Source organism: Salinigranum marinum, assembly GCF_024228675.1.
Lineage (GTDB): Archaea > Halobacteriota > Halobacteria > Halobacteriales > Haloferacaceae > Salinigranum > Salinigranum marinum.
Genome location: NZ_CP100461.1, coordinates 1,611,281 through 1,636,489, shown reverse-complemented (window position 1 = coordinate 1,636,489; position 25,209 = coordinate 1,611,281). Strand labels below are relative to the sequence as shown.

At 68.2% G+C, this 25,209-nt stretch carries 26 protein-coding genes; 17 read left to right on the top strand and 9 right to left on the bottom strand.

What is annotated here, in order from left to right:
• Positions 1-149 precede the first annotated feature (149 nt).
• Positions 150-2,180: an AMP-binding protein gene (locus NKJ07_RS07990; protein WP_318570058.1), complete on the top strand. Its 2,031-nt coding sequence runs from the start codon at positions 150-152 to the stop codon at positions 2,178-2,180.
• A gap of 18 nt (positions 2,181-2,198) precedes the next feature.
• Here NKJ07_RS07990 and NKJ07_RS07985 read toward each other — a convergent pair whose 3' ends face one another.
• Entirely contained in the window at positions 2,199-2,936 is a 738-nt protein-coding gene (locus NKJ07_RS07985; protein WP_318570057.1) for an acyl-CoA synthetase family protein, read from the bottom strand.
• Positions 2,937-3,111: 175 nt separating this feature from the next.
• Between NKJ07_RS07985 and NKJ07_RS07980 the strand changes: the two genes are divergently transcribed.
• Positions 3,112-4,272: a glutathione-independent formaldehyde dehydrogenase gene (locus tag NKJ07_RS07980; RefSeq protein WP_318570425.1), complete on the top strand. Its 1,161-nt coding sequence runs from the start codon at positions 3,112-3,114 to the stop codon at positions 4,270-4,272.
• A gap of 80 nt (positions 4,273-4,352) precedes the next feature.
• Here NKJ07_RS07980 and NKJ07_RS07975 read toward each other — a convergent pair whose 3' ends face one another.
• Positions 4,353-4,508 carry a hypothetical protein gene (locus NKJ07_RS07975; protein ID WP_318570056.1) on the bottom strand — a complete coding sequence of 52 codons (156 nt, stop codon included), beginning with the start codon at positions 4,506-4,508 and terminating at the stop codon, positions 4,353-4,355.
• 120 nt (positions 4,509-4,628) lie between these two features.
• Here NKJ07_RS07975 and NKJ07_RS07970 point away from each other — a divergent pair, with 120 nt between their 5' ends.
• Positions 4,629-4,796 carry a hypothetical protein gene (locus tag NKJ07_RS07970; RefSeq protein ID WP_318570055.1) on the top strand — a complete coding sequence of 56 codons (168 nt, stop codon included), beginning with the start codon at positions 4,629-4,631 and terminating at the stop codon, positions 4,794-4,796.
• Here NKJ07_RS07970 and NKJ07_RS07965 read toward each other — a convergent pair.
• Both NKJ07_RS07965 and NKJ07_RS07960 read right to left on the bottom strand, forming a co-directional pair.
• Positions 4,774-5,883 (bottom strand): CobW family GTP-binding protein, encoded by a 1,110-nt coding sequence (locus NKJ07_RS07965; RefSeq protein WP_318570054.1) that lies wholly within the window; start codon positions 5,881-5,883, stop codon positions 4,774-4,776. The genes NKJ07_RS07970 and NKJ07_RS07965 overlap by 23 nt on opposite strands.
• A gap of 87 nt (positions 5,884-5,970) precedes the next feature.
• Positions 5,971-6,291 carry a cupin domain-containing protein gene (locus NKJ07_RS07960; RefSeq protein WP_318570053.1) on the bottom strand — a complete coding sequence of 107 codons (321 nt, stop codon included), beginning with the start codon at positions 6,289-6,291 and terminating at the stop codon, positions 5,971-5,973.
• 204 nt (positions 6,292-6,495) lie between these two features.
• Between NKJ07_RS07960 and NKJ07_RS07955 the strand changes: the two genes are divergently transcribed.
• The 4 genes from NKJ07_RS07955 (at position 6,496) to NKJ07_RS07940 (ending at position 8,696) form a co-directional block, all read left to right on the top strand.
• Positions 6,496-7,122: an ArsR/SmtB family transcription factor gene (locus NKJ07_RS07955; RefSeq protein ID WP_318570052.1), complete on the top strand. Its 627-nt coding sequence runs from the start codon at positions 6,496-6,498 to the stop codon at positions 7,120-7,122.
• Between the two features lie 31 nt (positions 7,123-7,153).
• Positions 7,154-7,612, top strand: a complete 459-nt coding sequence (locus NKJ07_RS07950) for a bifunctional nuclease family protein (RefSeq protein WP_318570051.1) — start codon at positions 7,154-7,156, stop codon at positions 7,610-7,612.
• Positions 7,613-7,615: 3 nt separating this feature from the next.
• Positions 7,616-8,149: an NUDIX domain-containing protein gene (locus NKJ07_RS07945; protein ID WP_318570050.1), complete on the top strand. Its 534-nt coding sequence runs from the start codon at positions 7,616-7,618 to the stop codon at positions 8,147-8,149.
• Positions 8,150-8,210: 61 nt separating this feature from the next.
• Positions 8,211-8,696, top strand: coding sequence for an acyl-CoA thioesterase (locus tag NKJ07_RS07940; protein ID WP_318570049.1), 486 nt, complete (start codon positions 8,211-8,213; stop codon positions 8,694-8,696).
• A gap of 3 nt (positions 8,697-8,699) precedes the next feature.
• Here NKJ07_RS07940 and NKJ07_RS07935 read toward each other — a convergent pair whose 3' ends face one another.
• A complete protein-coding gene (locus NKJ07_RS07935; RefSeq protein ID WP_318570048.1) occupies positions 8,700-9,860 on the bottom strand; it encodes a S1C family serine protease in 1,161 nt (386 codons plus the stop codon).
• 124 nt (positions 9,861-9,984) lie between these two features.
• On the opposite strand from NKJ07_RS07935, the gene NKJ07_RS07930 reads away from it, so the two are divergent.
• The 8 genes from NKJ07_RS07930 to dhaM all read left to right on the top strand — a co-directional run bounded on the left by NKJ07_RS07930 (position 9,985) and on the right by dhaM (position 18,554).
• The gene (locus NKJ07_RS07930) at positions 9,985-10,437 is read left to right on the top strand and encodes a DUF7992 family protein (protein WP_318570047.1); all 453 of its coding nucleotides are present in this window, start codon (positions 9,985-9,987) and stop codon (positions 10,435-10,437) included.
• 43 nt (positions 10,438-10,480) lie between these two features.
• Positions 10,481-11,128: a hypothetical protein gene (locus NKJ07_RS07925; RefSeq protein ID WP_318570046.1), complete on the top strand. Its 648-nt coding sequence runs from the start codon at positions 10,481-10,483 to the stop codon at positions 11,126-11,128.
• Between the two features lie 86 nt (positions 11,129-11,214).
• The gene (locus tag NKJ07_RS07920; protein ID WP_318570045.1) at positions 11,215-12,666 is read left to right on the top strand and encodes a DUF4397 domain-containing protein; all 1,452 of its coding nucleotides are present in this window, start codon (positions 11,215-11,217) and stop codon (positions 12,664-12,666) included.
• Positions 12,667-12,671: 5 nt separating this feature from the next.
• On the top strand, positions 12,672-12,989 hold the full coding sequence (locus tag NKJ07_RS07915; protein WP_318570044.1) for an ArsR/SmtB family transcription factor: 318 nt from the start codon (positions 12,672-12,674) through the stop codon (positions 12,987-12,989).
• Between the two features lie 135 nt (positions 12,990-13,124).
• Positions 13,125-16,283 carry an isoleucine--tRNA ligase gene (gene ileS, locus NKJ07_RS07910; protein ID WP_318570043.1) on the top strand — a complete coding sequence of 1,053 codons (3,159 nt, stop codon included), beginning with the start codon at positions 13,125-13,127 and terminating at the stop codon, positions 16,281-16,283.
• Positions 16,284-16,368: 85 nt separating this feature from the next.
• Positions 16,369-17,370, top strand: coding sequence for a dihydroxyacetone kinase subunit DhaK (gene dhaK, locus NKJ07_RS07905; protein ID WP_318570042.1), 1,002 nt, complete (start codon positions 16,369-16,371; stop codon positions 17,368-17,370).
• A gap of 83 nt (positions 17,371-17,453) precedes the next feature.
• Positions 17,454-18,170, top strand: a complete 717-nt coding sequence (gene dhaL / locus NKJ07_RS07900; RefSeq protein WP_318570041.1) for a dihydroxyacetone kinase subunit DhaL — start codon at positions 17,454-17,456, stop codon at positions 18,168-18,170.
• Positions 18,171-18,554: a dihydroxyacetone kinase phosphoryl donor subunit DhaM gene (dhaM, locus tag NKJ07_RS07895; RefSeq protein ID WP_318570040.1), complete on the top strand. Its 384-nt coding sequence runs from the start codon at positions 18,171-18,173 to the stop codon at positions 18,552-18,554.
• A gap of 11 nt (positions 18,555-18,565) precedes the next feature.
• Here the strand turns inward: dhaM and ptsH1 are convergent, their stop codons facing one another.
• Positions 18,566-18,832: a phosphocarrier protein HPr gene (gene ptsH1 / locus NKJ07_RS07890; RefSeq protein WP_318570039.1), complete on the bottom strand. Its 267-nt coding sequence runs from the start codon at positions 18,830-18,832 to the stop codon at positions 18,566-18,568.
• Between the two features lie 158 nt (positions 18,833-18,990).
• Here ptsH1 and NKJ07_RS07885 point away from each other — a divergent pair, with 158 nt between their 5' ends.
• Entirely contained in the window at positions 18,991-20,238 is a 1,248-nt protein-coding gene (locus NKJ07_RS07885) for an FAD-dependent oxidoreductase (protein ID WP_318570038.1), read from the top strand.
• Between the two features lie 96 nt (positions 20,239-20,334).
• Positions 20,335-20,586 (top strand): HalOD1 output domain-containing protein, encoded by a 252-nt coding sequence (locus NKJ07_RS07880; RefSeq protein ID WP_318570037.1) that lies wholly within the window; start codon positions 20,335-20,337, stop codon positions 20,584-20,586.
• A gap of 48 nt (positions 20,587-20,634) precedes the next feature.
• On the opposite strand, the gene NKJ07_RS07875 is transcribed toward NKJ07_RS07880, so the two are convergent.
• Genes NKJ07_RS07875 through glpA form a run of 3 tightly spaced genes read right to left on the bottom strand, consistent with a single transcriptional unit; the run spans position 20,635 to position 24,927 of the window.
• Entirely contained in the window at positions 20,635-21,942 is a 1,308-nt protein-coding gene (locus NKJ07_RS07875) for an anaerobic glycerol-3-phosphate dehydrogenase subunit C (RefSeq protein ID WP_318570036.1), read from the bottom strand.
• Positions 21,939-23,204 (bottom strand): glycerol-3-phosphate dehydrogenase subunit GlpB, encoded by a 1,266-nt coding sequence (gene glpB / locus NKJ07_RS07870; RefSeq protein WP_318570035.1) that lies wholly within the window; start codon positions 23,202-23,204, stop codon positions 21,939-21,941. Before glpB ends, NKJ07_RS07875 begins: the two co-directional genes overlap by 4 nt.
• The gene (gene glpA, locus NKJ07_RS07865) at positions 23,194-24,927 is read right to left on the bottom strand and encodes an anaerobic glycerol-3-phosphate dehydrogenase subunit GlpA (protein WP_318570034.1); all 1,734 of its coding nucleotides are present in this window, start codon (positions 24,925-24,927) and stop codon (positions 23,194-23,196) included. The genes glpB and glpA overlap by 11 nt, the downstream gene beginning before the upstream one ends.
• Positions 24,928-25,209 lie beyond the last annotated feature (282 nt).

The following is a 25,209-nucleotide window of genomic DNA, read 5'->3' as shown; positions in this document are numbered from 1 at the left end:
CTCTCCGCCCGCACGACCGTTTCTGACACCCGTCTGCGGGGGTCGGGAGCCGCGCGCTCCTCCTGTCGTTCCCGAGCGTGGCTCCGTCGATCCGAGGCATCGAGAATACCTCCCGAAAGATTAGGGTAAACCACCGTCGACTCTCATGTATGGAGATCCCTGCCACCGACGAGGTCGTGCACGAACCGTCGGCGGAGTTCGTCGAATCGACCAACGTGTTCGAGTTCATGTCCACGTACGGCATCGACGACTACGACGAACTCATCGAACGCACCACCTCGAATCTCGCTGGCATCGACGAGTCGGGCGTCGAGTGGTTCTGGGACACCATGCCCGAGTACCTCGGTGTCGACTTCTTCGAGCCCTACGACCGGGTCAGAGACGACACCGACGGCCCACAGTTCACCGACTGGTACCCCGGCGGGGAATTGAACGTCGCCCACAACGTCGTCGACCGCCACGCCGCCGTCGACGCCGAAACCAGGAACACGGTCGCCTGCATCTGGGAGGGAGAACCGGGTGACGTCAGAGAGATCACCTACCACGAACTCGCCCGCCAGTCCGACAAGGTCGCCAACTACCTCGAATCGAAGGGCATCGACACCGGCGATACCGTCGGCCTCTACATGCCCATGGTCCCCGAGGTCGTCTCCATTCTGTACGGCTGTTTCAAAATTGGTGCCATCGCCGTCCCCATCTTCTCGGGCTTCGGTGTCGACGCGACCGCGACCAGAATCGACGACTCCGAGTGTTCGGTGCTCTTCACCGGCGATGGCTTCTACCGGAGAGGAAAGCCGATCACGCTCAAAGGGACCGCCGACGAGGCGATCGCCCAGGCGGGCCACGTCGACCACACGGTCGTCTACGACCGCCTCGGAGCCAGCGAAAGCGAACCCGACGGCGACGGCGACGGCGACGGCGACGTCGACATCCCCTGGCACGACGAGCGTGACGAGTGGTGGGCCGACGCGGTCGAAACCCAGGACGACGACTACGACACCAAGTCCCTCCCCTCGTCGCAGGAGTCGATGCTGCTGTACTCGTCGGGCACCACTGGGAAGCCAAAGGGCATCGTCCACACCCACGCCGGGGTGCAGATGCAGTGTGCGAAAGAGATCTACTTCGGCTTCGATCACAAGCCCTCGGACCGATTCTTCTGGGTGTCGGACATCGGCTGGATGATGGGCCCGTGGACCCTGATCGGCAACCACACCTTCGGCGGGACCGTGTTCATGTACGAGGGCGCGCCCGACCATCCCCAACCCGATCGGTTCTGGGAGATGATCGACCGTCACTCCCTGTCGACGTTCGGGATCTCGCCCACGGCCATCCGCGCGTTGCGAAAACACGGCGACGAGTGGGTCGAAGACCACGATCTGTCGTCGATTCGACTGCTGGGCTCGACCGGCGAGCCGTGGGACCCCGAGTCCTGGCAGTGGTTCTACGAGAACGTCGGCGGCGGGGAGGCACCGATCATCAACATCTCGGGCGGGACCGAGATCTGCGGCTGTTTCCTCATGCCGATGCCGACGCAACCGCTCAAACCCACCTCCCTGGGCGGCCCCGGGTTGGGAATGAACATCGATATCGTCGACGAGTCGGGCGAGTCGATCGCCGACACCCACGAACGCGGCTTTTTGATCGCGCGGGACTCGTGTCCGTCGATGACGAAGTCGCTGTGGGAGGGCGACGAGAGGTATCTGGCGGAGTACTGGTCGACCTGGGAGGGTCTGTGGGACCACGGCGACTGGGCGCAAAAAGACGACGAGGGCTTCTGGTTCCTCCATGGACGGGCGGACGACGCGCTCAACGTGGCGGGGCGGAAGGTCGGTCCCGCCGAAATAGAAGGCGTCCTCACCGAGCACGAGGCAGTGAACCAGGCGGCCGCGGTGGGCGTGCCCGACGACACGACGGGCACGGCGGTGGTGGCGTACGTCGTGCTCGAACCAGACCACGAGGCGAGTGATGGCCTCCGGGACGAACTGTCGGCGCTCGTCGGCGAAGAACACGGCAAGCCGTTCCGGCCGCGAGAGATCCTCTTCGTCTCCGCGCTCCCGAAGACCCAGTCGGGGAAGATCATTCGCCGAGCGATCTCGTCGGTCTACCAGGGCGAAGAGCTCGGAGACATGTCGAGCATCGAAAACCCCGACGCCTTAGACGAGATCCGAGGGGCGTCGTAGGTCGGGGAGTCACCCGGCTCAGAGCGGCACGTCCGCGGGTCGGCAGCTCCGTGGTTCGGGAACGTCGTCCGTGTCCACGTCCGTGCCGACGACCGCGACATCGGCCGAGTCGCCGTCGTCCGGGACGACGACGGTTCCGCCGGCCAGGATCGGCGCGACGAGGCCGGCGGCGACCACGTGGGGATCGGACAGCGGCCCGCGGACCGCGACACGGCCTTGGGCGTCGAGGCCGAACCGCTCGACTGTGGCGGCCGCGGCGTCGAGCATCGCTTCGTGGGTGTACGTCTCCGTCCCCGCGACCAGGAGGGGATCCGACGGGGTTACCTCCGTCGGGTGGACCGCTGGGTTCTCGCTCCAGAGTTCCTTCTCCCAGTGGAGCGTCGTCGCCCGTGCGGGCGCGCCGCCGTACGTCGCGAGCTTCGTCCCCGGCGGGGGGTCGGCCACGCCCTCGTGGTCGACCGGCAGTAAGAGCACGCGCGGAGCGTTCGCGGGCGACCAGTCGTCCGGGTTAACGAACCGAGTCACGGCACCGAGCTGTGCCGCCCCGTAAAAGCCCCACAGCGGATGCGAACCGACCGTCCCGCCGACGGCGATGGTCGACTCCTCGCGGACACCGAGATACCGGAGCACGTTCCCGGCCTTGTACGCCGTCGTGCAGAAGTCGCGGTACGAGATCGACCGGTCGGTCTCGACGACGTGAACCGCCGGCCGGCCGCTCCGCCGTTCGCGGGCGACGAGGTCTCCGAGGACGTCCATGGGCCTCGTAGCGGCTTCGATCCCATAGGTCGAGCGGTTCGGTTCGTCGCCACCCGGATCGTGTCACGACTCATGTTATTCGTTTGTTGTTTCCGAAACACGCGTGATAAAATGTCAGCCAGTAAATATAATAGTCGTTGCGTTGAGTTCCCTATGAGGTGTCTCACCGATGTCAATGAGAGCAGTCGTGTACAAGGGACCGAAAGAAGTGGCCGTCGAAGAGGTCGACGAGCCCGAACTCGAACACCCGAACGACGTCATGATCGACATCACGACGTCGTGTATCTGTGGCTCCGACCTCCACATGTACGAAGGGCGGACGTCCGCCGAGGAGGGGATCGTCTTCGGGCACGAGAACATGGGGATCGTCACCGAGGTCGGAGAGGGCGTGTCGACGCTCGAAGAGGGCGACCGCGTGGTCGCGCCGTTCAACGTCGCCTGCGGCTTCTGTAAGAACTGTGAGAACGGCTACACGGGGTTCTGTACGAACGTGAACCCGGGCTTCGCCGGCGGGGCTTACGGCTACGTCGCGATGGGGCCGTACAAGGGCGGGCAGGCGGAGAAACTCCGCATTCCCTACGCCGACTTCAACGCGCTCAAACTCCCCGAGGGCGGCGCGAACGAGGACGCCTTCGCGCTCCTCGCCGACATCTTCCCGACGGGCTGGCACGGGACCGAACTCGCGAACCTCCAGCCCGGCGAATCCATCGCCATCTTCGGTGCGGGCCCGGTCGGTCTGATGGCCGCCTACAGCGCGAAGATCAAGGGCGCATCCGAGATCTACTCGGTCGACCGCGTCCCCAGCCGACTGGAGCTCGCCGAGAAGCACTGTGACGCGACGGCGATCAACTTCGAGGAGGGCGACCCGATCGAGCAGATCAAGGACGCACACGGCGGCGAAGTCGACAAGGGCGTCGACGCCGTCGGCTACCAGGCGATCGATCCCGAGACCGACCCAGGGTCGGACGCGTACGACCCGGCGCGGGAGAACCCCGCCGTGGTCCTGAACCAACTGATCCAGGTCGTCCGGCCGACGGGCCAGCTCGGCATCCCGGGACTCTACGTCCCCTCCGACCCGGGCGCGCCGGACGAGATGGCCGCGCAGGGTCGCCTCGGGATCGACTTCGGAAAGCTGTTCGAGAAAGGACAGAAGCTCGGCACCGGTCAGTGTAACGTCAAGAGCTACAACCGCGAACTCCGCGACCTCATCATCCAGGGTCGGGCGGACCCCTCGTGGGTCGTCTCCCACCGCGTCAACCTCGACGAAGCGCCCGAGATGTACCAGGCGTTCGACAGGCGCGACGAGGGCGTCACGAAGGTCCTGCTCGAACCGTAACCGTCTCGGCCTCTTTCCGATCTTCCTGCCTTCCGATCTTCCGGTCGATCCAGTCGCACGCCGCGGCCGGTCGACCCGACTTAGGTGCGGAGCCAGACGCCCGGGTGGTCGGCCCGGAGGTGGTCCTGGTAGGTTTTCACCATCTCCGCGTACGACGTCGTGAGCGCCTGCCACTCGCAGTGGTCGCACCGGCCGGTCAACAGGCCGCCCTGTCGATGTGAGGGGATGTTACACATACCAGGTCATTCCCAATCTCCCGTATCTATCTATCGACTCGGCTCTCACCGCTGAGAACGATCCCGTGCCGAGTCGCGCGCGGGGACAACGTCTTGACGATGCCAGCCGAATCGACCCCCATGTGCATGTACTGCACCTTCCGTGAGGACGGCTGGACGGCCCTCCTCGACTACGACGAGGTGTATCAGGAGGCGATCGACGCCCAGCGGGCGCGGGAGACCAACTACGGGTTCTACGAGGAGTGGGACGACCTCCGCGAGCAGGTCACGCCGGGAACGGGTCGCTGAGGCGGTCGAGCGGTTCCGAGTCCCGGAGGAGACAGTCGTCGAGTTCCCGTCTGACCTCGGCCTCGTCCATCTCCGTCCCGATGAACACCAGCCGGGTTCGACGGTCGTCGTCGGGCTTCCACTCTCCCAGCGGGCCGGCCCGGACCGACGGCCCGGCCTGGCTCAGCCCCATGACCGTGCCGGGACGCCCGGCGAGTTTGAAAAACCCCTTCGCTCGCACCACGTCACCACGCCAGTCGTCGAGCCACTCTCGGAAGCGTTCGGGGTGGAACGGCCGGTCGGTCTCGTAGGTGAACGTCGACACCGCGTGGGCGGCCCCGGCGTGGCGGTGGTCTCCGTGCCCCCGTCCGTGTTCCTCCCCGCCCTCGCCCGAGAGGTGACGCTTCCACCCCGCGGCGCGGCGTGCCTCCTCGAAGTCGAACAGACCGGTGCCGAGGACGGCCTCGGAGGACACGTCGGCGTACTCGGTTCGGTACAGGACCGCCCGCGGCTGGAGTTCGCGCACCAGCGCCGCCACCTCGTCGAGGGCGTCGTCGGGGACGGTGTCGCACTTGTTCAACAGGAGCACGTCACAGAACTCGATCTGGTCGACGAACACCGCCGAGAGCGCCCGGCCGCCCTCGCTGACCTCCCGGCTCGTCTCGGGGTCGAACTCCTTCCAGAAGCCGTAGGCGTCCACGACGGAGACCATCGTGTCGAGGCGGAACCGCTCGGTCGGGTCGACGTCCGAGGCGTCGGTCCCCAGGGTGAACGCCTGCGCGATCGGGACGGGCTCGGAGACGCCCGACGCCTCGACGACGAGGGAGTCGAACGTCCGCTCGTCGGCGAGGCGGGACACCTCGGTCAGGAGGTCGCCCTGCAGGCCACAGCAGATACAGCCGTTCGAGAGGTCGACGATGCCCGTCTCCTCGTTCTCCGCTTCGATGAGTTCCGCGTCGACGTTCACGTCGCCGACGTCGTTGACGACGACGGCGATCGTTCGCCCGCCCGGGTTCGCCAGCAGACGGTTCACGAGCGTCGTCTTGCCGGCACCGAGCGCGCCGCTCAGCACCGTCACTGGAACGCGGTCGTCGGATCCCCCACTCATGTTCGAACTGTGTATCCGAACGACATTAACCTCATCGCGGAGCCCCCCGACCGATCAGTCACTCGGCCGCGCGTCGGCGTCCGGCTCTCAGGGGGCGCCGACGACGACGAACGTGCTCTCTCGCGGCCCGTTCTCGATCTGTCGGCTCGCCTCGGGGGCGACGCGGACGGCGTCGCCGGGGTCCAGCGCCACCTCGTCGCCGTCGACGTACAGCGTTGCCTCGCCGTCGACGAGGTAGTACACCTCCTCGTGGTCCCTGTCGGCGTGGTCGTGTTCCATGCCGGTCCAGTTCGCCTCGCAGTCGACAACGGTCAGGCCGAGGTTCTCACAGCCGAGCGCGTCGCGGAGGAAGTACATTCCCTCCGCCTTCGGGTCGACGTCGCGGTAGTTGACCTTGGTGTAGGACATGCGTTCGAAATCAGACACGCCAGCGGTAAGTATGCTGTCGGTCGGTTCGCTCCCACCGCAGGTCGTGACCGTCGCGCCGGGCCGTCCGCCGCCGACCGCGCGACGCGACGGGAGAGGGGCCCGGGAGTGAAGCGTCACACAGCTGTCACGGGCGGTGACTGTGTGACCAACAAGGTTGTAGCCGTCCGTGTTGAACACGCGCGCATGGCCCGTCTGTTACCCTCCCTCGGCGACACCGCCGCGGCCGACGACCCCGCCCCGCGGGTCATCGGCCTGGACTCCGCCGACGCCGACGACCTCCTCGGCGTACTCTCCTCGCGGACCGCCCGTCGGATCCTCGCGACGCTCCACGAGGAACCCGCCTCGGCCTCCGAAGTCGCCGAGGGGGTCGAAACCTCCCTGCAGAACGTCCAGTACCACCTCGGCCGCATGCACGACGCCGGTCTCGTCGAGGTGGTCGACACGGTGTACTCCGAGAAGGGTCGGGAGATGAAACTGTACGCCCCAACCGACCGGCCGCTCGTCGTCGTCGCGGGGGACGACTCCGATACCGACGGGCTCCGGTCCGTCCTGACCCGCCTCCTCGGGGCCGTCGGCGTCCTCGCGCTGGTGAGCGCGCTCGTGCAGTTCCTCCTCGGGCGGACGACGACCGCCGCGGGGGCCGCCACGAGCGCGGACAGCGCCGAAGCCAGCCGGATCGCCGCCGGGACGACCGCGGCGGCCGCGACGACGGGCCTCCCGCCCGGACTGGTCTTCTTCTGCGGGGGGCTGGCCGTCCTCGTCGCCTGGTTCGGCGTTCGGGCGCTCCGAGCGCGGCGGGCGGGGGAGTAGCTATTCATACCTACACATCAAAGGGAGCGGCATGAACCACGAGGCCGAAGTGCGGGGGATCGGCGTCGGGATGAGCGACGACGGGTCGAACGTTCCGGCGGTTATTCTCTCTGCGCGCGAGGAGTTCCTTCCGATCGTCATCACGGGCGATCAGGCACAGGCGATCCAGCTCGCGCTCTCCGGCGAACCGTTCGAGCGGCCGCTCACACACGATCTCCTCGTCGACATGGTCACCGAGTTCGGCGGTGCCATCGACTCCGTCCGCATCGACGACCTCGCCGACGGCACGTTCTACGCGAAAATCGACACCGAACAGTACGACAGCGGCGAGCCGCACAAGTTCGTCTTCGACGCGCGCCCCTCCGACGCCATCGCCTTGTCCGTTCGCGTCGACTGCCCGATTCTCGTCTCCGACTCCGTGCTCGACATGGCCGGCCAGCCGCCGTCGCGGTTCGACGTCGAGGACGACGAGGACGACTTCGCCCGCTGAGGCGTGGTCGCCGTCGACCCCTCCTTCTGCCCGACCTGCGGCACGTCGCTCGGCCGCCGCCGCGCCGAGGGACGCGACCGCCCGTACTGCCCCGACTGCGAGACGATCGTCTGGCGCAACCCGGTTCCGACGGCCGGCGTCGCCGTCGTCGACCGTCGTGGCGACGAGTCCGCGGTGCTACTCGTCCGCCGCGCCCGCGACCCCGACGCCGGCGAGTGGGGGATCCCTGCGGGCTTTCTCGAACACGACGAGGGGGCCGCGGAAGCCGCGGCGCGCGAACTCCGCGAGGAGACCGGGCTGCGGGTCGCCGCCGACGCGCTGGACCTATTCGCCGTCGACGAGTTCGACCATCCGACCGGTCGCCATCTCGTGACGGTCGCGTACGTCGTCTCGCGCGACCGGACGACCGGCGATCCGACGCCCGGAAGCGACGCCACCGCGGCGCGGTTCTGGACGCTCGACGCGCTCGCCCGCGCAGGAGAGCCCCTCCGAGCGCACGACCACGACCGACTCGAGCGCGCACTCGGCGGGCGCTGACCTCGACGGCCGACCGCAGCCGACGACACGTTTCAAGAGCGACGCGCGCCTGGCCCGTTGCATGGCAGCCGAAACCGCGACGCTCGCGGAGTCACACACCGAGATGACCGAGTACCTGCTCCCGAACGACACGAACAACCTCGGACGGGCGCTCGGGGGCGTGGTCCTCCACTGGATGGACATCTGCGGCGCGATCGCGGCGATGCGCTTTGCGAACCGGCAGGTCGTCACCGCCTCGATGGACCACGTCGACTTCATTTCGCCGATCGACCTCGGCGAGGTCGCCGTCGTCGAGGGGTACGTGTTCGACGTCGGCCGGACCAGCATCGACGTGAAGGTCGACGTCCGCGCGGAGAACCCCCGGACCGACGACGAGCGGCAGACGACCACCTCCTTTTTCACGTTCGTCGCGCTCGACGAGTCGGGCACCCCCACGGCGGTCCCCCGCCTCGACTGCCCGACGGAGGCGGAGACGGAGCTCCGGACGGCCGCCCGCGCCGAGCGCCAGGCGCAGTTGGAGGCGATCGTCGAGCGGCTGGACGGCTGAGGCTCACTCCGGCGGCGGCCGTGCGCCGACCTCGACCGGCACTGTCTGCTCGCGCCCGTCCCGGCGGACGGTCGTCTCCACGACGTCGCCGGGGGCCGTCCGGATCGCCAGATGGGTCGCGAGCGCCGCCTGCGTCGGCGTCGGTGTGCCGTCGAGCGCGAGGATCACGTCCCCGCCGACCGGAACCGACTGGCTGAGCGCCCGCCTCTCGCGGTCGCTCCCGCGCAGGGCTCCCGCGGCCGGCCCGTCGGGGACGACGTCGACGACGAGCACGCCGCGGACGGCGTTGAGGTCGTTCGCGGCCGCGACCGCCGGCGTGACGTCGAGCAGACGGACGCCCATGAACGCGTGGTCGTACGCGCCCCTTTCGACGAGTGCGGGGACGACGCGCCGGGTGAGAGCCGCCGAGATCCCGAAGTTGACGTTCTCGCCCTGGCCGGAGTTGATGACGGCGACGACGCGCCCGTCGAGCGTCACCAGCGGGCCGCCCGAGTTGCCGGGGTTCACCGCGGCGTCGGTCTGGACCGCGTCGGGGATGCTGAAGCCGGTCTGGCTCGGGAGCGAGCGGTCGACGCCGCTGACGATCCCCGCCGACACCGACCCCCCGAAACTGAACGGCGCGCCCAGCGCGACGACCTGCGTCCCGACCGGCGGTTCGGCGTCGACGAGTTCCAGTGGCCGGGCCGCGTCCGGTGCGTCTACCGCGAGGACGGCCAGGTCGCTGTACACGTCCGTGCCGCGAATCGCCGCCGCCCGCCACGTCCCGTCGTCGAACCGCACCCGGACGCTCCGTGCGCCGTCGACGACGTGCTGGTTCGTCACGACGTGCGAGCCGTCGGGGTGGACGAACCCCGAGCCCTGCCCGAGCGGACCACCGGCACCGTAGACGCGGACGAGGACGACCGACGGGATGGTCTCTCGGTACACCGCCGTGTACGTCCCCTCGTCAGCAGCGACTTCGGTGTCGGTGTCACCGTCGACGGCCACCTGCTCCGGCGACGCCTCGCTCGCCGCCCCGGCGGGTGTCCCACGCCGTGTGTCGGCGTCGTCCGTGCTGGGGGCCGTGCTCGTGGGGGCCGAACAGCCCGCGACGACGGTTCCCGCCGCGGCGACCAGTGCGAGCAGTTCGCGCCGGGACCGGACGGCGTGATCGCGCGAATCCATAGCGTCTCGAGCATCGGCACGGCGATGAGCCTTGGGGACGTGGGAGTCGGACCCGGATGGCTTCGACCCGGTTCCACCGTTCCCGGGGGGACACGCTTTACTGTCGAGCCGTCTCACTCCCACTATGCTCGACGTCCCCACGCCGGAGCCACCGACGCTGAACGAGGTCGACCCCAACGAGTACGACGACGCCGAGGTGAGCGGTACCGACTACCACCGCGCCGACCTCGAACGGTTCCTCCACGAGGGCGCGTGGGACGAGGCGTTCGGACGGTGGGCCGAGACGAGCGACCTCTCGGCCGCCGAGTGGGCCATCGTCGAGGACCTCGACCTCGTCTCGCGGTTCGACTTCTTCTGGGACTCCTTCGCCGACCGCGTCGGCTACCACGCCCCCGGACTGCCCGAAGACTGGAAGGAGCGCGAGATCCACCCCGACCTGAGCTCGTGGGGGGAGGTGTCGGGGATCAACGCGGGGCTCACCGAACTCGGACAGGTCGTCTGTGACGTGCTCAAAGCGGAGTACGTCGACTGGGAGTCCGAGTACGAAGCCCCCGACGACCTGCCGGACTTCTCCTGACCGGCGACAGGGTTTTGAGTCGACTCCGCGAACGCGGCGAGTGATGCGCCGCCGAGCCCTCCTCTCCAGCGCCGCCCTCGGTCTCGCCACCGGCTGTCTCGCCGACAGCCGCCGTCAGGTCTCCGGTCCGATCCGGTTCGGTCACGCGACCGAACGGGTCCACGACGCCGCAGACGCGTTCGTCCGCGGCGGGCTCGGCGGGTCGTCACCCGAATCGCCGTACGCCGCCTGGCTCTTCTCGACGCCGCCGTCGGCCGACGTCAGCGTCTTTACCGATGCGCTCGGCGCGGAGACCCAGCGGCAGTGGGACAACGAGGTCCACAACGAGAACTACGACGCCGGCTTCGTGGTCCTCGCGCAGGTGCGGACGAAGCGGTCGCAGGCGACGCGGCTCTCTCCGTTCTCGCTCTCCTGTGACCCCGGCTGGACGGGGTGGCGTCGGGGGCGCGTCCCGGTGGGGCTCGACCCCGCGTCGCTGTCGGCGGACGAACTGCCAGACGCCGAGGAGGTAGTCTCGACGGTCGCCGTCTACCTGGAGTCGACCGAGTCGCCACGACGGGTGACCGTGCCCTTTCTCTCGCCGGCCGCGGACTCCTGTGCGGCGGCGAACGCGACGCCGACGGCCGCCACGTGGACGCCTCCATCGGCGTCCACGGCCGGTCTCGCCGCCGCTCGCCCCCGTCAGCTGTGATACCACGAGTCATTCAATGACGGTGACAGGTGGGTCGAATTTGGGAAAACTCTCTTTATTACATCGTCCTCCGATCCGACTGAGACATGACAGAGAAGTCACGCAGAGACGTTCTTCGCACGCTCGGAGGAGTCGCGGTCGTCGGCGGTCTTGCCGGCTGTTCGTCGAACCAGGGTGGATCGACGGAGACGGAGACGGCGACGCCCGAACCGACTGAGACGCCGATGTCGACCGAGACGGAAACCTCGACACCGGCCCCCGAGACGGCGATGCTCCGCGTGGCGCACCTCTCGCCCGACGCCCCGGCCGTCGACGTCGCCGTCGACGGCTCTGCGGTGCTCGAGGGCGTCTCGTTCGGTGCCGTCAGCGAGTATCTCGAGGTACCCGTCGGCACGCGCACGGTGACGATCGCCGCGGCCGACGACCCCTCGACGGTCGCCTTCGAGGGCGACATCGACGTCACGGAGGGCATCTTCACCGTCGCCGCCGTGGGCGAACTCGCCGAGGACTCGTTCGAGCCGCTCGTCCTCTCGGACGACAACACCGTCCCCGACGACGACACCGCACGGGTCCGCGTCGTCCACGCCTCGCCCGACGCGCCCGCGGTCGACATCACGGCCGGCGGCGACGCGCTGTTCGACGGCGTCGCCTTCGGAGAGTCGGGCTACGTCGAGGTTCCCGCGAACACGTACACGCTGAACGTCCGGGGCGACACGGAGTCGAACGACGGCGAGAGCGTCGCGTCGTTCGACGCCGAACTCAACGGCGGCACGGTGTACACGATCTTCGCTGCGGGCTACCTCACGCCCGACGACGAACCGGCCGACACGGCGTTCCAGCCCATCGCGGCGGTCGACGCCGGTGCCGGCGGCGGCGGGCTCGTCGAGAGCTCGGACGACGGCGGGATGGGCGGGATGGACGGGGACGTCTCGCTCCGCGTCGCCCATCTGTCGCCCGACGCGCCCGCGGTCGACGTGCTCGTCGACGGCTCCGCCGTGCTGGAGGACGTCCCGTTCGGCACCGTCAGCGACTACCTCTCGCTGTCGGCGGGCTCGTACCAGGTGACGGTCCAGGCCGCGGGCGACCCCGACACGGTCGTCTTCGACCAGTCGCTCGACCTCGACGCGGGGGCGTACACCGCCGCCGCCATCGGCGAACTCGAAGACGGCGCGGAGAACGCTTTCGCGGTCGAACTCCTGACCGACGACACCTCGGACCCCGCCGACGACACCGCGCGGGTCCGTCTCGTCCACGCCTCGCCCGACGCGCCCGCGGTCGACGTCACCGTCGAGTCGTCCGGTGACACGCTCGTGGACGGGGCCGCCTTCGGCGACGCCGCGACCGTCGAGGTGCCCGCCGGCTCGTACACACTCGAGGTCCGCCCCGACACGGAGTCGAACGACGGCGACGTGGTCACCACGTTCGACGTGACGGTCGAGGGCGGCACCGCCTACACCGCGTTCGCCCAGGGCTACCTCTCGCCCGACGACGAACCCGTCGACGAAGGCTTCGACCTCAACGTCGTCACCGACAACTGAGGCCGATGCCACCATCGACGGGGGCCGTTCGAGTCCGCCGGGCACCGGACCACGCCACGGACGCGATCCGGCGGCTCCTCTCCACCGAGCGCGGCGGGGGGAACCGCGTCCGGATCCTCCGCGCGCTCGGCGAGCGCCCCCGGAACGCCAACCGACTGGCCGTGGCGCTGGACCTCGACTACAAGACCGTCCGCCACCACCTCGGCGTCTTAGAGAAGGTCAAGGCGATCACGCGCAGTGGCGACCGGTACGGCGCGGTGTACGTGCCGACCGCCCGCGCCAGACGGTGCTGGGACGTCGTCGACGACGCGGTCGGAGAGTGACGACCGCGGACCGACTCACCCCTCGATTTCGGATCCGTCCCCGGTGGCCGGCGGCCGAAGAGCGCGCCCGCGTCCGGCCGACGCCTGCGGCGTGAACACCACCGTTTTGATATACGTCCACGGGTAGAAACGAGTATGGACGCAGACGAGGTCTCCGACCAGTACGCCCCCGCGGACGTCGAGTCGGCGGTCGAGACGTACTGGGACGACCACGACGCGTACGAGGCGGCGAAGGCGGCACACGCCGACGACCCCGCCTTCTTTTTCGTCGACGGCCCGCCGTACACCTCTGGACAGATGCACCTGGGCACGGCGTGGAACAAAACGCTGAAAGACGCGGTCATCCGCCGCAAGCGGATGGAGGGGTACGCCGTCGCCGACCGCCCCGGCTATGACATGCACGGCCTCCCGATCGAGGTAAAAGTCGAGGAGGAACTCGGTTTCGACTCGAAGAAGGACATCGAGGCGTACGGGATGGAGGCGTTCATCGAGGAGTGCAAGGCGTTCGCCGAGCGGAATCGGGAACACATGGACGAGGACTTCCAGTCGATCGGCACGTGGATGGACTGGGAGAACCCCTACAAGACGATCTCCCCGGAGTACATGGAGGCGGCGTGGTGGGCCTTCTCGAGGGTGCACGACAACGGGCTCGTCGAGCGCGGCAAGCGCGCGATCAACCAGTGTCCCCGGTGCGAGACGGCGATCGCCGACAACGAGGTCGAGTACCACGAGATCGAGTCGCCGTCGACCTACGTGACGTTCCCGCTGAGGGGGAGAGAAGGAAGCCTCGTCATCTGGACGACGACGCCGTGGACGATCCCCGCGAACACGTTCGTCGCCGTCGACGCCGAGATGACGTACCAGGCCGTCCGCGCCGAGAAGAACGGCGAGTCGGAGGTGCTGTACCTCGCCGAACCCTGCGTCGAGGAGGTGCTGAAGAAGGGCCGGTACGAGGAGTACGAGGTCGTCGAGGAACTCACGGGCGAGGAGATGGTCGGCTGGCAGTACGACCACCCCCTCGCCGCTGAGGTGCCGGACCACGCCGCCTTCGAGGGCGCGGGCGAGGTGTACACTGCCGAGTACGTCGAGGCCGACCGCACCGGGTTGGTGCACTCCGCGCCCGGCCACGGGCAGGAGGACTTCGAGCGCGGGCGGGAGCTCGGCCTCGAGGTGTTCTCGCCCGTCCGGGGCGACGGGACGTTCACCCCGGAGGCGGGGAAGTACGCCGGTACGTTCGTCCGCGACGCCAACGACGAGATCATCTCGGATCTCGACTCCCACGGGCGACTCCTGCACTCGGGGACCCACCACCACCGCTACGGGCAGTGCTGGCGCTGCGACACGGACATCGTCTTCCTGGCGACCGACCAGTGGTTCATCACGGTCACCGACGTCAAGGAGGAACTCCTCGACAACATCGGGGACAGTGAGTGGTTCCCGCAGTGGGCCCGTGACAACCGCTTCCGCAACTTCGTGGAAGACGCCCCCGACTGGAACGTCTCCCGACAGCGGTACTGGGGGATCCCCCTCCCGATCTGGGTGCCGAAAGACGAGGCGTACACCACGGAGGACATCCTCGTCGTCGGCACGCGCGAGGAACTCTCCGAGCGCGTCGACCAGGACGTCGACCCCGACGAATTGGACCTCCACCGACCCTCGGTCGACCCGCTGACGATCACCGAGGAGGGAACGACGTACGAGCGCGTCCCGGACGTCTTCGACGTCTGGATCGACTCCTCGGTGGCGACGTGGGGGACGCTCGACTTCCCCTCGTCGAGCGACGACGGCCCTTGGCCCGCCGACCTCATCATCGAGGCCCACGACCAGACTCGCGGGTGGTTCTGGTCCCAGCTGGGGATGGGAACCGCCGCCGTGGGCGAGGTACCCTACAAGCGCGTGCTGATGCACGGCTTCGCCAACGACAGCGACGGTCGGAAGATGTCGAAGTCGCTGGGCAACATCGTCACGCCCGAGGAAGCGATCGATCGGTTCGGCCGCGACCCCCTTCGTGCCTATCTGCTCTCGCACAACCAACACGGCGAGGACCTCGCGTTCGGGTGGGACGGCCTCGCCGACGTGCAGTCGACGCTCAACATCTTCTGGAACGTCTTCCGGTTCCCGCTGTCGTACATGGAACTCGACGGCTACGACCCCGCCGCGGCCGACCTCGCGGACGGCGACCTCACGGTCGTCGACGAGTGGGTGCTGTCCCGGTTGCAGTCGGTCGAACGCGAGGTCGACGACGCCTGGGCGGAGTACCGCGTCCACGACGCGCTCACCGCCGTGTTGGAGTTCGTCACGAGCGACGTCTCTCGCTTCTACGTGAAGGCGATCCGCGAGCGGATGTGGGAGGACGAGGATTCGGCGTCGAAGCGCGGCGCGTACGCCACGCTGTCGACGGTGCTCGACGAGGTCGTCAGGCTCGTCGCGCCCTTCACGCCCTACGTCGCCGAGCGGATGTACCAGCGACTCGACGGCTCGGCGACGACCGTTCACGCGCTGTCGGCACCGACGGCCGACGAGGGGCTCCACCGGCCCGAACTGGAGGGCGAGATGGCGGTCCTCCGGCGGGTCGAGGAGGCCGCGGCGAACGCCCGCCAGCAGGGTGGTCGGAAGCTCCGCTGGCCCGTCCCGCGGGTCGTCGTCGAGAGCGACGACGACGAGGTACGCGCGGCGGTCGACTCGCTCAGCGACCTCCTCGCCGAGCGGGTCAACGCCCGCGCGATCGAGGTCGTCGAAGCGTTCGACGAACTCGTCGAGTACGCCGACCCGCAGATGGGCGTCATCGGCCCCACCTTCGGCGCGGACGCCCAGCGGATCATGGGCGCGGTCGAGGGGGCGAGCCGTGACGACCTCGCCGGCGACGGCGACCTCGCCGTCGTGGTCGACGGCGACGAGTACGAACTCACCTCGGAGATGGTCGAGTGGCACGCCGAGCCGCCCGAGGACGTCTCGGCCGCCGACTTCGAGTCGGGGACGGTGTACGTCGACACGGCACTCACTGAGGAGATCGAGGCCGAAGGGTACGCCCGCGACGTGGTCCGCCGGATCCAGGAGATGCGCAAACGGCTCGATCTGCCCGTCGACGAGGAGATCAACACGTCGGTCGACGTGGCCGACGACCGGATCTCGGAACTCGTCGACCGTCACCGCGAGCTCATCGCCGAGGAGACCCGCACCGAGTCGTTCGTCGACTCACCCGACGAGATGGACCTCGTCGAAGAGTGGGACGTCGAGGGTGTCTCGGTCACGATCGGCATCGACCGGCTGGAGGCCGACAAACCGGCCGCCTGAGCGACAGTCACGGGCGAACTGATATTCCTTCCAATTAATCCCGACAAACACTTTTTACAGAGACCGCCGTCTGTCACTCCGCCGTATGAAGAAACTCATCAACGAACCGGCGGACGTAGTGGACGAGATGCTCGACGGGATGGTCGCGGCGTACCCAGACCAGGTACGTCGGCTCGACGACATCGAGGTGCTCGTCCGGGAGGACGCACCGATCGACGGCAAGGTCGGCATCGTCTCCGGCGGGGGCTCTGGGCACGAGCCGACCCACGCGGGCTATCTCGGCGAGGGAATGCTCGACGGGGCCGCGGCCGGGGAGGTGTTCACCTCGCCCACCGCGGACCAACTGCAAGAGATGATCCAGGCCTGTGACGGCGGCGCGGGCGTCCTCTGCGTCGTGAAGAACTACGAGGGCGACGTGATGAACTTCGACACCGCCGCGGAACTCGCGGCGATGGAGGACGTCGAGGTCGAACAGGTCGTGGTGAACGACGACGTCGCCGTCGAGGACTCGCTGTACACGTCGGGACGGCGCGGCGTCTGCGGCACGATCCTCGTCCACAAGGCGGCGGGCGCGAAGGCCCACCAGGGCGGCGACCTCGGCGAAGTCAAGGCCGTCGCCGAGAAAGTCATCGACAGCGTCGGCACGATGGGGATGGCGCTCACCTCCTGTGTCACCCCCGAGAAGGGCGAGCCGACGTTCGACCTCGGCGACGAGGAGATGGAACTCGGCATCGGTATCCACGGCGAACCGGGCACAGAACGGACCGACGTGATGAGCGCGGACGAGATCACTGAACACCTCACGGAGGGCGTCCTCGCGGATCTCGACCTCGATGAGGGTCAGGAGATCGTCACCATCGTCAACGGGATGGGCGGCACGCCGCTGTCGGAGCTGTTCATCGTCAACCGCAAGCTCCAGGAAATCGTCGACGATCACGGGCTGGAGACGTGGGACGCGTGGGTCGGTGACTACATGACCTCCCTCGACATGATGGGCTGTTCGATCACCGTGTGTGCGGTCGACGACGAACTGAAGGAACTGCTCGCACACCCCTGCGACACGCCGGCGCTGACCGTCCGCGACTGACCGACGACGCCTCTCGGAAGCGCGACGGGCCGCCGCGAGAGCCCTACCCCTACCCTTATTTCGGTGCCAACTGATTCCGATGCATGGCAGACACGGACGTTCAGGTGGAGGCACTGCACGCGGCGCTCGCGAACGTCGCCGACCGACTCGCGGCGGAGAAGACGTACCTGACGGAGCTAGACTCGGCCATCGGCGACGCCGACCACGGCGCGAACATGAACCGCGGCTTTCAGACCGTCCTCGAGAAGACGGAGGGGATGGACGGGGAGCCGGCCGAGATCGTCAAGGCGGTGGGCATGGCGATCGTGAGCGAGGTCGGCGGCGCGGCGGGGCCGCTGTACGGGGGGTCGATCCTGACTGCCAGCCAGGAACTCGACGAGGGGATCACGGCCGAGACGTCGGTGGCGTTCGCCGAGGCCTACCTCGAGAAGCTCCAGGACCGCGGCGGCGCGCAGATAGGCCAGAAGACGATGGTCGACGCCGTCACGCCCGCGGTCCACACGTACAAGAAGTCGATCGAGGAGGACGACCTGCCACCCCTCGAAGCGCTGGCGAAGACGGTCGACGCCGCCGAGCGCGGCGTGAACTTCACCGTCCCCATCCGGGCGACGAAGGGACGCGCCTCGTATCTGGGGTGGCGCTCTGTCGGCCACCGAGACCCCGGGGCGACGTCGACGCTTATCATCCTCGAAGAACTGCTGGAGACCGCCACCGAGTACCTCGACGGCGAGGAGGCGCTCGACCGCGACGCCACCTCGCCGACGGTCCCCGACGACGGCGACGACGCGGAGGAGGCGTAGATGGTCGGCCTCGTCGTCGTCTCGCACTCGGCGAAGGCGGCCGAGGGGATCTGTGAGGTGGCGGCACAGATGGCCACCGACGCCAACATCGAACCCGCCGGCGGCGAGGGAGACGGCGGCCTGGGCACGTCGGTCGACCGCATCTCCGCGGCTATCGACGCCGCCGACGACGGCGACGGCGTCGTCCTCCTGGTCGACCTCGGGAGCGCGGTGATGAACGCCGAACTCGCCGTGGAGACGAGCGACGCGGACGTGCGGATCGCCGACGCGCCCGTCCTCGAAGCGGCGGTCAACGCCGCCGTCGAAGCCACCAGCAAGAAGGCGACGCTCGACTCCGTGGTCGCCGCCGCCGAGGAGGCGCGCGACTACCGGAAGCTGAACTGACGAACCAAGGACTACTCCTCGACTTCCTCGGTCGACAGTACCGATTCGAGCGCGTCCAGCGCGGCCTCGCTGTCCTCCCCCTCGGCGACCAACCGCACGCGCTCGCCCGACTTCACCCCGAGTCCCGTCACCCCGAGCATGCTCCGCGCGTTGACGAGCGTGCCCTCCTCGGGGCCGATCTGTAGCTCGCAGTCGTACTCGTTCGCGGTCTCGACGAACTTCGACGCCGGACGGGCGTGGAGGCCCGCCTCCGGGACGACGGTGACGAGTCGTTCCATACCCCTCGGAGAGTGTACGAAGTGTTAGCCGCTTCGATCGCTCGCTTCGTGAGCCGTCCGGTGCCGTCGGTCGGGCGTCGCGCCCGGGTCGTGGCCGCGGCGCCGAACGGGCCCGCGACGGACCGAAGAGTCAAGTCATGTCAGACCAAGGTGGTGTGATGACACACGAGACTGACGTACTGGTGATCGGTGGGGGTGCGACCGGCGCAGGCGTCGCCCGCGACCTGGCGATGCGGGGACTGACGGTGACGCTGGCCGACCGGGGTGGGCTCTCCTCGGGCACGACGGGTCGCTCGCACGGCCTCCTGCACAGCGGGGCCCGGTACGCCGAGGCCGACGAGGTCGGAGCCCGCGAGTGCATCGCGGAGAACCGCATCCTGCGCGACATCGCCGGCCACTGCATCGGCGACACGGGAGGGCTGTTCGTCCAGCTCGCCGACGACGACCCGGCGTACTTCGACGAGAAGCTCGCGGCGTGCCGCGAGTACGACATCGACGCCGAGGTGATCTCGGGCGACGAGGCCCACGAGCGGGTCCCCGACCTCTCCCCCGACGTCGAGCGCGCGATGGTCGTCCCCGACGGCGTCGTCTATCCCTCGCGGCTCGTCGCGGCCAACGCCGCCGACGTCGAACGGCGTGAGGGAACCGTCCTGACGAACGCGCCCGTCGAGTCGATCGTCGTCGACGACGGTCGGGTCGCGACCGTCCACCTCGGCGGCGAGGCGGACACGGACGTCACCGCGTCGTACGTGGTGAACGCCACCGGCGCGTGGGCCGGGAAACTCGCGGCGATGGCGGGCGTCGAGGTCGAGATGCGCCCGACCAGCGGCGTGATGGTGTCGGTCGACTACCCCGACCTCGGGCCCGTCCTCAACCGCTGTCGGGACCCCGACGACGGCGACATCGTCATCCCACACGACGACCAGGCCGTCTTGGGGACGACGAGCAACGTCGTCGACGACCCCGACGCCTACCCCACCGACGAGGCGGAGGTCGAACGGATGTTCGCCGAGTGTGGCGAGATGCTCCCGGCCGTCCGCGACGCGGAGGTCCTCCGAACCTGGTGGGGCGTCCGCCCGCTCTACGCGCCCGACGAGGAAGCCCGCGGGAGCCAAAGCGGGGGCAAGGGGGCGAGCCGTGGTATCTCCCGCGGCTTCTTCGTCCTCGATCACGACGACGACGGCGTCGGGAACTTCGCGAGCATCGTCGGCGGGAAGCTGACGAGCTACCGGCTGATGGCCGAGGAGACCGCGGATCTCGTCGCCGACCGCCTGGGCGTCGACGAACCGTGCCGGACCGCCGACGAACCCCTCCCGGGCGTGGACGATACGACCGAACTGAACCGGTTCGTCTCCACGTACGACGCGCGGTCGCCGACCGACGAGGACGTGGTGGCCGGGGACTGACCGGGACCGACGGTCCACGGGAGCACAAGCCGGGACCGGGCTCTCCGTCAGTCACGAGTCTGACGTGGATTTATCCACCCGGTCGACGATCTATGCATGATGAACGGTGACGACCCACACGCGACGTCACCGAGCGTGCGCGTCGTGAACGAAGTCGCCGCCGCGAAAGGGGTCGATCCCGTCGAACTCGACCCGCTCTCGGAGTATCTCGATCTCGAATCCGTCGACGCCCTGTTGGAGAACAGTTCCGGAGGCGTCCGCGTCGAGTGTTCGATCGACGAACTCCGTGTGGCGGTGGAGGTCGGCTCCGACGGCCACGTCAGGGTCTCTCCGATACCGACCGAGTGACCCCGAGCGTGCGGCGTGCGGGCCGGCGCTCGACCGCCGACTGCCGTCTCAGACGACCGCTTCTTCGAGCAACTGGAGAGGGTGGCGGATCTCGTACCCGGTACCGTGTTCCATCTGTGAGGAACACGTCGGACACTCGGTCATGCCGACGTTCCCTTTCGCGTGGTGCATGTGGTCGAACATGTCCTCGCCGATCTTCATCGACTTCTCGTACTTCTCGGTCTTCCAGCCGTAGGTGCCCGAGATACCCGAACAGGAGGAGCCGACGTCTTCGATCTCGAAGCCGTCGACGTCTCTGAACAGTTCGACTGCCTGACGGTCGAGACCCTGACTGCGAGCGTGACACGGCGCGTGGTACGCCAGGTCGGGGTAGTCGACCGTCGCGCCGTCGAGTCGCTCTTGGATGTCCTCGTGGATGCGGAGGTACTCCAGCGACTCGTAGGTGTGGTTCGACACCTCCTCGATCCCGGAGATCTGGAACAGTTCGGGGTACTCCTGCTTCAGCGACATCGAACAGGAGGTACAGGAGGCGATGACGTCGTACCCCTCGTCGATGAGGTCCTTGAACTCGGGGACGTTCACGTTCGCCGCGCGTTCGGCGTCGTCTAACATCCCGTTCGCGAACATCGGCGTGCCGGAACAGCGCTGCCGCGGGACGGCCACCTGATAGCCGAACTCCTCGAACACCCTGACGAGCGCCTTGCCCACCTCGGGGCTGTTGTAGTTCGAGTAGCAGCCGTGGAAGTACGCGACGCGCTTTTCGTCCGACTGCACCTGCGCGCCGCCGCGCTCGCGCCACCACTCGCGGAACGTCTGGGTGGCGAACTCGGGGAACTCCCGTTCCGCGGTGATACCGAGCACCTTCTCGTTGATCTTCTGCACGAGGGAGTTACCCATCACGGCGTTCGTGATCCGGGGGACCTTGCTCCCGAGTTCGGCGAGCGTCCGGTAGTTCGCGAGGATCCTGTTACGGATGTACTCCCGGGAGGTGTGGTCCATCTGGTTCTCGACGTACTCGCCACGTGCCTCGTTGTGCATCTGGCTCAGCGGCACGCTGGAGGGACAGGCGTTGTCACAGCGCATACAGTTCGAGCAGGACATGATCGAGTCGTCGATCTCGACGTCGTCCTTGCGCTTGAGCCGCCACTGTTCGGGACCCTGGAACTTCGGCCCGGGGAACTCGTCGTCGACCTCGGCGACCGGACACGACGTATCACACGCCGTACATTTGTAACAGTTGTCCGCGCCAGGGCGGAGGTCCATGCCGTCGTCGAACACCTGTACGGGTTCGAAGTCGTCGATGCTGTCGATGCCTGCGCTGGGGTCGAACTCTGGGGGGGATTGTGCGTCACTCATGCGGATTCACCTGCCTCGCGGCCCGCGACCACTCCGGTCGCGAGCGAGACGCCGCTGGCCGACTTCTCGGCCGCGACGTCGGCGCCGCCGACGACACCGCCGGCGGCGAAGAGGTTCGCGAACTCTGCGTCTCCGTCGGCGTCCTGCGGACGGAGTCTGTCGTCGGGCGCGACGCCGAAGGCCGCAAAGGGGTGGTCGCCGAAGGCGTCGTCGACGAACCAGTCGTAGCGGTCCTCGGGGTGGGGGACGTGACAGTCGAAGAGGGGTTCGCGTACCCCCTCGCGCGACGAACCGATCCCCTTCCCGACGAGCCCGCCAGTCGCGAGGACGAACGCGTCCGCGTGGTAGGGAATCTCCCTCCCTTGCCGGTCGACGACGACGGCCGACAGCGCGTCGCCGTCGGTCTCGTACCCCACCGCCTTGTTCCCCGTCGACATCCCGACGCCGGCCTCGTCGAGCGCGTCGAACAGCAGGTCCTCCAGTCTGAGTCCCGGGAGCGAGGGCGGGCCCATCGGGACCTCGAACACCTCGGCACCGAGGTAGGATTCGAGGTCGTCGCGCACCTCGTGTCGGTGGTCGTCGCCCAAGAGCGAGGGGAAGCCGACGCGTTCGGCCCCGTCGAGGTGGGGTTCGACGGCCGCCGCGAGCGCCTCGCGCGTCCCACGGCTCCCGACATCCTCGTCGGTGTCGAGCGCCTTCGCGAAGCGGGTGACCTTCGCGTCCGCCCGGAACGTCTTCGGGAACTCGACGGTCACCCCGGTGACGTCGAACGGGACGCCCGCGGCGTCGAGGTGGTCCGCGGCCAGCGACGCCTCGAAGTCGGTCATCGACTCGAATCCAACGAGCAGCATGTCGCGGTCGTCGGAGGCGATCCCGCCGGCGGCCGCTCGCGGATACCGCGCCGTCGGCTTCACCGCGCCGCCGTGGGTCGGGACGAGCGCGTTCGTGTCCGTGTGGCCACCGAGGTACTCGTCGCCGGCGATTTGATCGAACAGCGCCAGTCCCTCGCGGACCGCGTCGCTCCCGACGACGCGGTAGGGGTGACCCTCGGGGAGCGAATCGAGCGCCTCGTAGGGGTCGGCGAGCGGCCCCGAGCCGTCGGCCGTGTAGCCGAGCACGTCGATCAGCCCGCTGGCGTGTCGAAGCGTGCTCTTCTTGTGGGAGATGAGCCGCACGCTGACTCCCGTCTCCGCGGCCGATAGCGCCGCGACGGAGCCCGCGATCCCGCCGCCGACCACGATGACGTCCTCGCTAATCGGCATCCTGCCGGCCTCCGTCAGCCGCCGCTCGCTCCGCCGTCGAGTCCTCTCCGACCGCCGGCCCGCCGTCGAACGCGCCGAAGTCAACCTCGGTGCCCGTTCGGACCGGGTCGCCGTCGCGGTTCATGGTCGTCGCGTGCAGCAGGTGTTTCAGCATTGCCTGCGAGAGCTGCTCGCCCCAGAGCGCGTGTCGCTCGCCCTTCCAGCGCTCCTGGTAGAGTTCGTCCAGCGCCTCGCGGGCGACCGGTTCGGGGTACTCCATGGCGAGTTCGTTCGCCATTCGGTGACAGCAAAAGGCCCCCTGGCAGTTACCCATCGACGCCCGCGTGCGGATGCGAACGGCGTTGAGGTCCGACCCGGCCTGCTTGATCCCGTCTCTGACCTCCGCGCGGGTGACGCCCTCACACTCGCAGACGGTCGGGTTCGGACCCTCGGTCTTCAGCACCTCGTCGGCGCGCGACCCCAGCCGCTGGACGGAGCGCCGACCGATTGGCGACCGGAGGCCGAACTCGTCCATGTAGTCACGGAGCACGGAGAAGTCCTCGCTCCCGGGGAGCGGGACGTCCGCGGTCCGACACTCGGTGGTGTCGCCGAACTTCTCGCAGACGTGGTCCGTGATCTTCTCGGCCATCATCCGGTACGTCGTGAACTTCCCGCCGACGATGCTCGTCATCCCCGGCAGATCGTCGCGGTCGTCGTGGTCGAGGAGAAAGAAGTCCCGCGTGATGTCGGTCGGGTCCGTCGTCCCCGTCCCCGGCGGCTCGTACAGCGGCCGAACGCCCCAGAACGACCGGATGGTCCGGGCCTCCTTGAGCATCGGCACGAGCTTCGACAGTTCGGAGATCATGAGATCGACCTCCCACTCCTCCTCGGGGTAATCCTCGGGGTCTTCGACCTCCTCGTCGGTCGTTCCGAGGATGGCCGTGGTCTCGTGCGGGACGATGATGTCCGCGTTCCCCTTCGGTTGACAGCGGTTGATGACCGTGTCGACCTGCCGGACGTTCATTATCGTCATGACGCCCTTCGACGGGCGGACCTCGATGTCGACGCCTGCCATGTCGCCGACGCGCCCTGCCCACGCGCCGGTGGCGTTCACCACGTAGTCGGCGTAGATCTTCTCGCGCTGGGCCGTCTTGCCGTGGACGCGCTTGCCCTGCCCCGAGGCGTGTTCGACCTCGACGCCGACGACCTCGCCCGCCTCGACGAGCACGTCGACGACCTTCGAGTGGGTCTCGATGCGCGCGCCGTGTTCCTCCGCGGAGGCGGCATTGGCGACGCAGAGCCGGAACGGATCGATCGCTCCGTCCGGCACCCGGATGGCCTTGTCGATGTCCTTCGCGAGGTACGGCTCCAACTGGCGGGCCTCCTCGTTCGAGAGCACCTCGGTCGGGATGCCGCAGTCGTGACAGCCCTGGAGCTTCTTCTCGAAGTACTCCTCGGTGTCCTCCGGTCGCTTGACGAACAGGCCACCGGTCATCTCGACGCAGTGGCTCGCAATCTCTCGCAGCACCCGGTTCTCCTCGATGCACTCCTTCGCGCTCGGCTGGTCGGTGACCGCGTACCTACCGCCGCTGTGCAGCAGCCCGTGCATTCGTCCCGTCGTGCCGTGCGTGAGGTTCCCCTGCTCGACGAGCGTGGCGTCCATGCCCCGCATCGCCAGGTCGCGGACGATCCCTGTGCCCGTCGAACCCCCACCGATGACCAGGACCTCTGGTGTGTCTGTCATTAATCTTTGTAAGGCTGAGAACGCGGACTACTTTACTTTACCCCTCCTCCGGACTCGGTACGTACTACCCGTGGTATCACGAACCGCGATCCGGTGTTCACCCCCCTGCGTGACCGTCGCTCCGGTGATCGCCGGAAACGCCTCCACGAAGCCGAGACGCTCCGATACATTCTCCATACTCCCTGCGTGCGCGAGCGTGCATTGACTGTTTAGGATCGCCGGAGACGTGTTCGACCGCCGACGAATTAGCAAAGTTTATCACACTCTTTCACACTGTTTACG

Bases quoted from the DNA above. Each gene is read 5' to 3' on its own strand.
- NKJ07_RS07935 (WP_318570048.1), bottom strand. From the start codon at position 9,860: ATGGATTCGCGCGATCACGCCGTCCGGTCCCGGCGCGAACTGCTCGCA.
- glpB (WP_318570035.1), bottom strand. From the start codon at position 23,204: ATGCCGATTAGCGAGGACGTCATCGTGGTCGGCGGCGGGATCGCGGGC.
- NKJ07_RS07990 (WP_318570058.1), top strand. From the start codon at position 150: ATGGAGATCCCTGCCACCGACGAGGTCGTGCACGAACCGTCGGCGGAG.
- glpA (WP_318570034.1), bottom strand. From the start codon at position 24,927: ATGACAGACACACCAGAGGTCCTGGTCATCGGTGGGGGTTCGACGGGC.
- dhaL (WP_318570041.1), top strand. From the start codon at position 17,454: ATGGCAGACACGGACGTTCAGGTGGAGGCACTGCACGCGGCGCTCGCG.
- NKJ07_RS07960 (WP_318570053.1), bottom strand. From the start codon at position 6,291: ATGTCCTACACCAAGGTCAACTACCGCGACGTCGACCCGAAGGCGGAG.
- dhaM (WP_318570040.1), top strand. From the start codon at position 18,171: ATGGTCGGCCTCGTCGTCGTCTCGCACTCGGCGAAGGCGGCCGAGGGG.
- NKJ07_RS07985 (WP_318570057.1), bottom strand. From the start codon at position 2,936: ATGGACGTCCTCGGAGACCTCGTCGCCCGCGAACGGCGGAGCGGCCGG.
- ileS (WP_318570043.1), top strand. From the start codon at position 13,125: ATGGACGCAGACGAGGTCTCCGACCAGTACGCCCCCGCGGACGTCGAG.
- ptsH1 (WP_318570039.1), bottom strand. From the start codon at position 18,832: ATGGAACGACTCGTCACCGTCGTCCCGGAGGCGGGCCTCCACGCCCGT.
- NKJ07_RS07885 (WP_318570038.1), top strand. From the start codon at position 18,991: ATGACACACGAGACTGACGTACTGGTGATCGGTGGGGGTGCGACCGGC.
- NKJ07_RS07940 (WP_318570049.1), top strand. From the start codon at position 8,211: ATGGCAGCCGAAACCGCGACGCTCGCGGAGTCACACACCGAGATGACC.
- NKJ07_RS07925 (WP_318570046.1), top strand. From the start codon at position 10,481: ATGCGCCGCCGAGCCCTCCTCTCCAGCGCCGCCCTCGGTCTCGCCACC.
- NKJ07_RS07975 (WP_318570056.1), bottom strand. From the start codon at position 4,508: ATGTGTAACATCCCCTCACATCGACAGGGCGGCCTGTTGACCGGCCGG.
- NKJ07_RS07965 (WP_318570054.1), bottom strand. From the start codon at position 5,883: ATGAGTGGGGGATCCGACGACCGCGTTCCAGTGACGGTGCTGAGCGGC.
- NKJ07_RS07980 (WP_318570425.1), top strand. From the start codon at position 3,112: ATGAGAGCAGTCGTGTACAAGGGACCGAAAGAAGTGGCCGTCGAAGAG.
- NKJ07_RS07920 (WP_318570045.1), top strand. From the start codon at position 11,215: ATGACAGAGAAGTCACGCAGAGACGTTCTTCGCACGCTCGGAGGAGTC.
- dhaK (WP_318570042.1), top strand. From the start codon at position 16,369: ATGAAGAAACTCATCAACGAACCGGCGGACGTAGTGGACGAGATGCTC.
- NKJ07_RS07955 (WP_318570052.1), top strand. From the start codon at position 6,496: ATGGCCCGTCTGTTACCCTCCCTCGGCGACACCGCCGCGGCCGACGAC.
- NKJ07_RS07915 (WP_318570044.1), top strand. From the start codon at position 12,672: ATGCCACCATCGACGGGGGCCGTTCGAGTCCGCCGGGCACCGGACCAC.
- NKJ07_RS07930 (WP_318570047.1), top strand. From the start codon at position 9,985: ATGCTCGACGTCCCCACGCCGGAGCCACCGACGCTGAACGAGGTCGAC.
- NKJ07_RS07880 (WP_318570037.1), top strand. From the start codon at position 20,335: ATGATGAACGGTGACGACCCACACGCGACGTCACCGAGCGTGCGCGTC.
- NKJ07_RS07970 (WP_318570055.1), top strand. From the start codon at position 4,629: ATGTGCATGTACTGCACCTTCCGTGAGGACGGCTGGACGGCCCTCCTC.
- NKJ07_RS07875 (WP_318570036.1), bottom strand. From the start codon at position 21,942: ATGAGTGACGCACAATCCCCCCCAGAGTTCGACCCCAGCGCAGGCATC.
- NKJ07_RS07950 (WP_318570051.1), top strand. From the start codon at position 7,154: ATGAACCACGAGGCCGAAGTGCGGGGGATCGGCGTCGGGATGAGCGAC.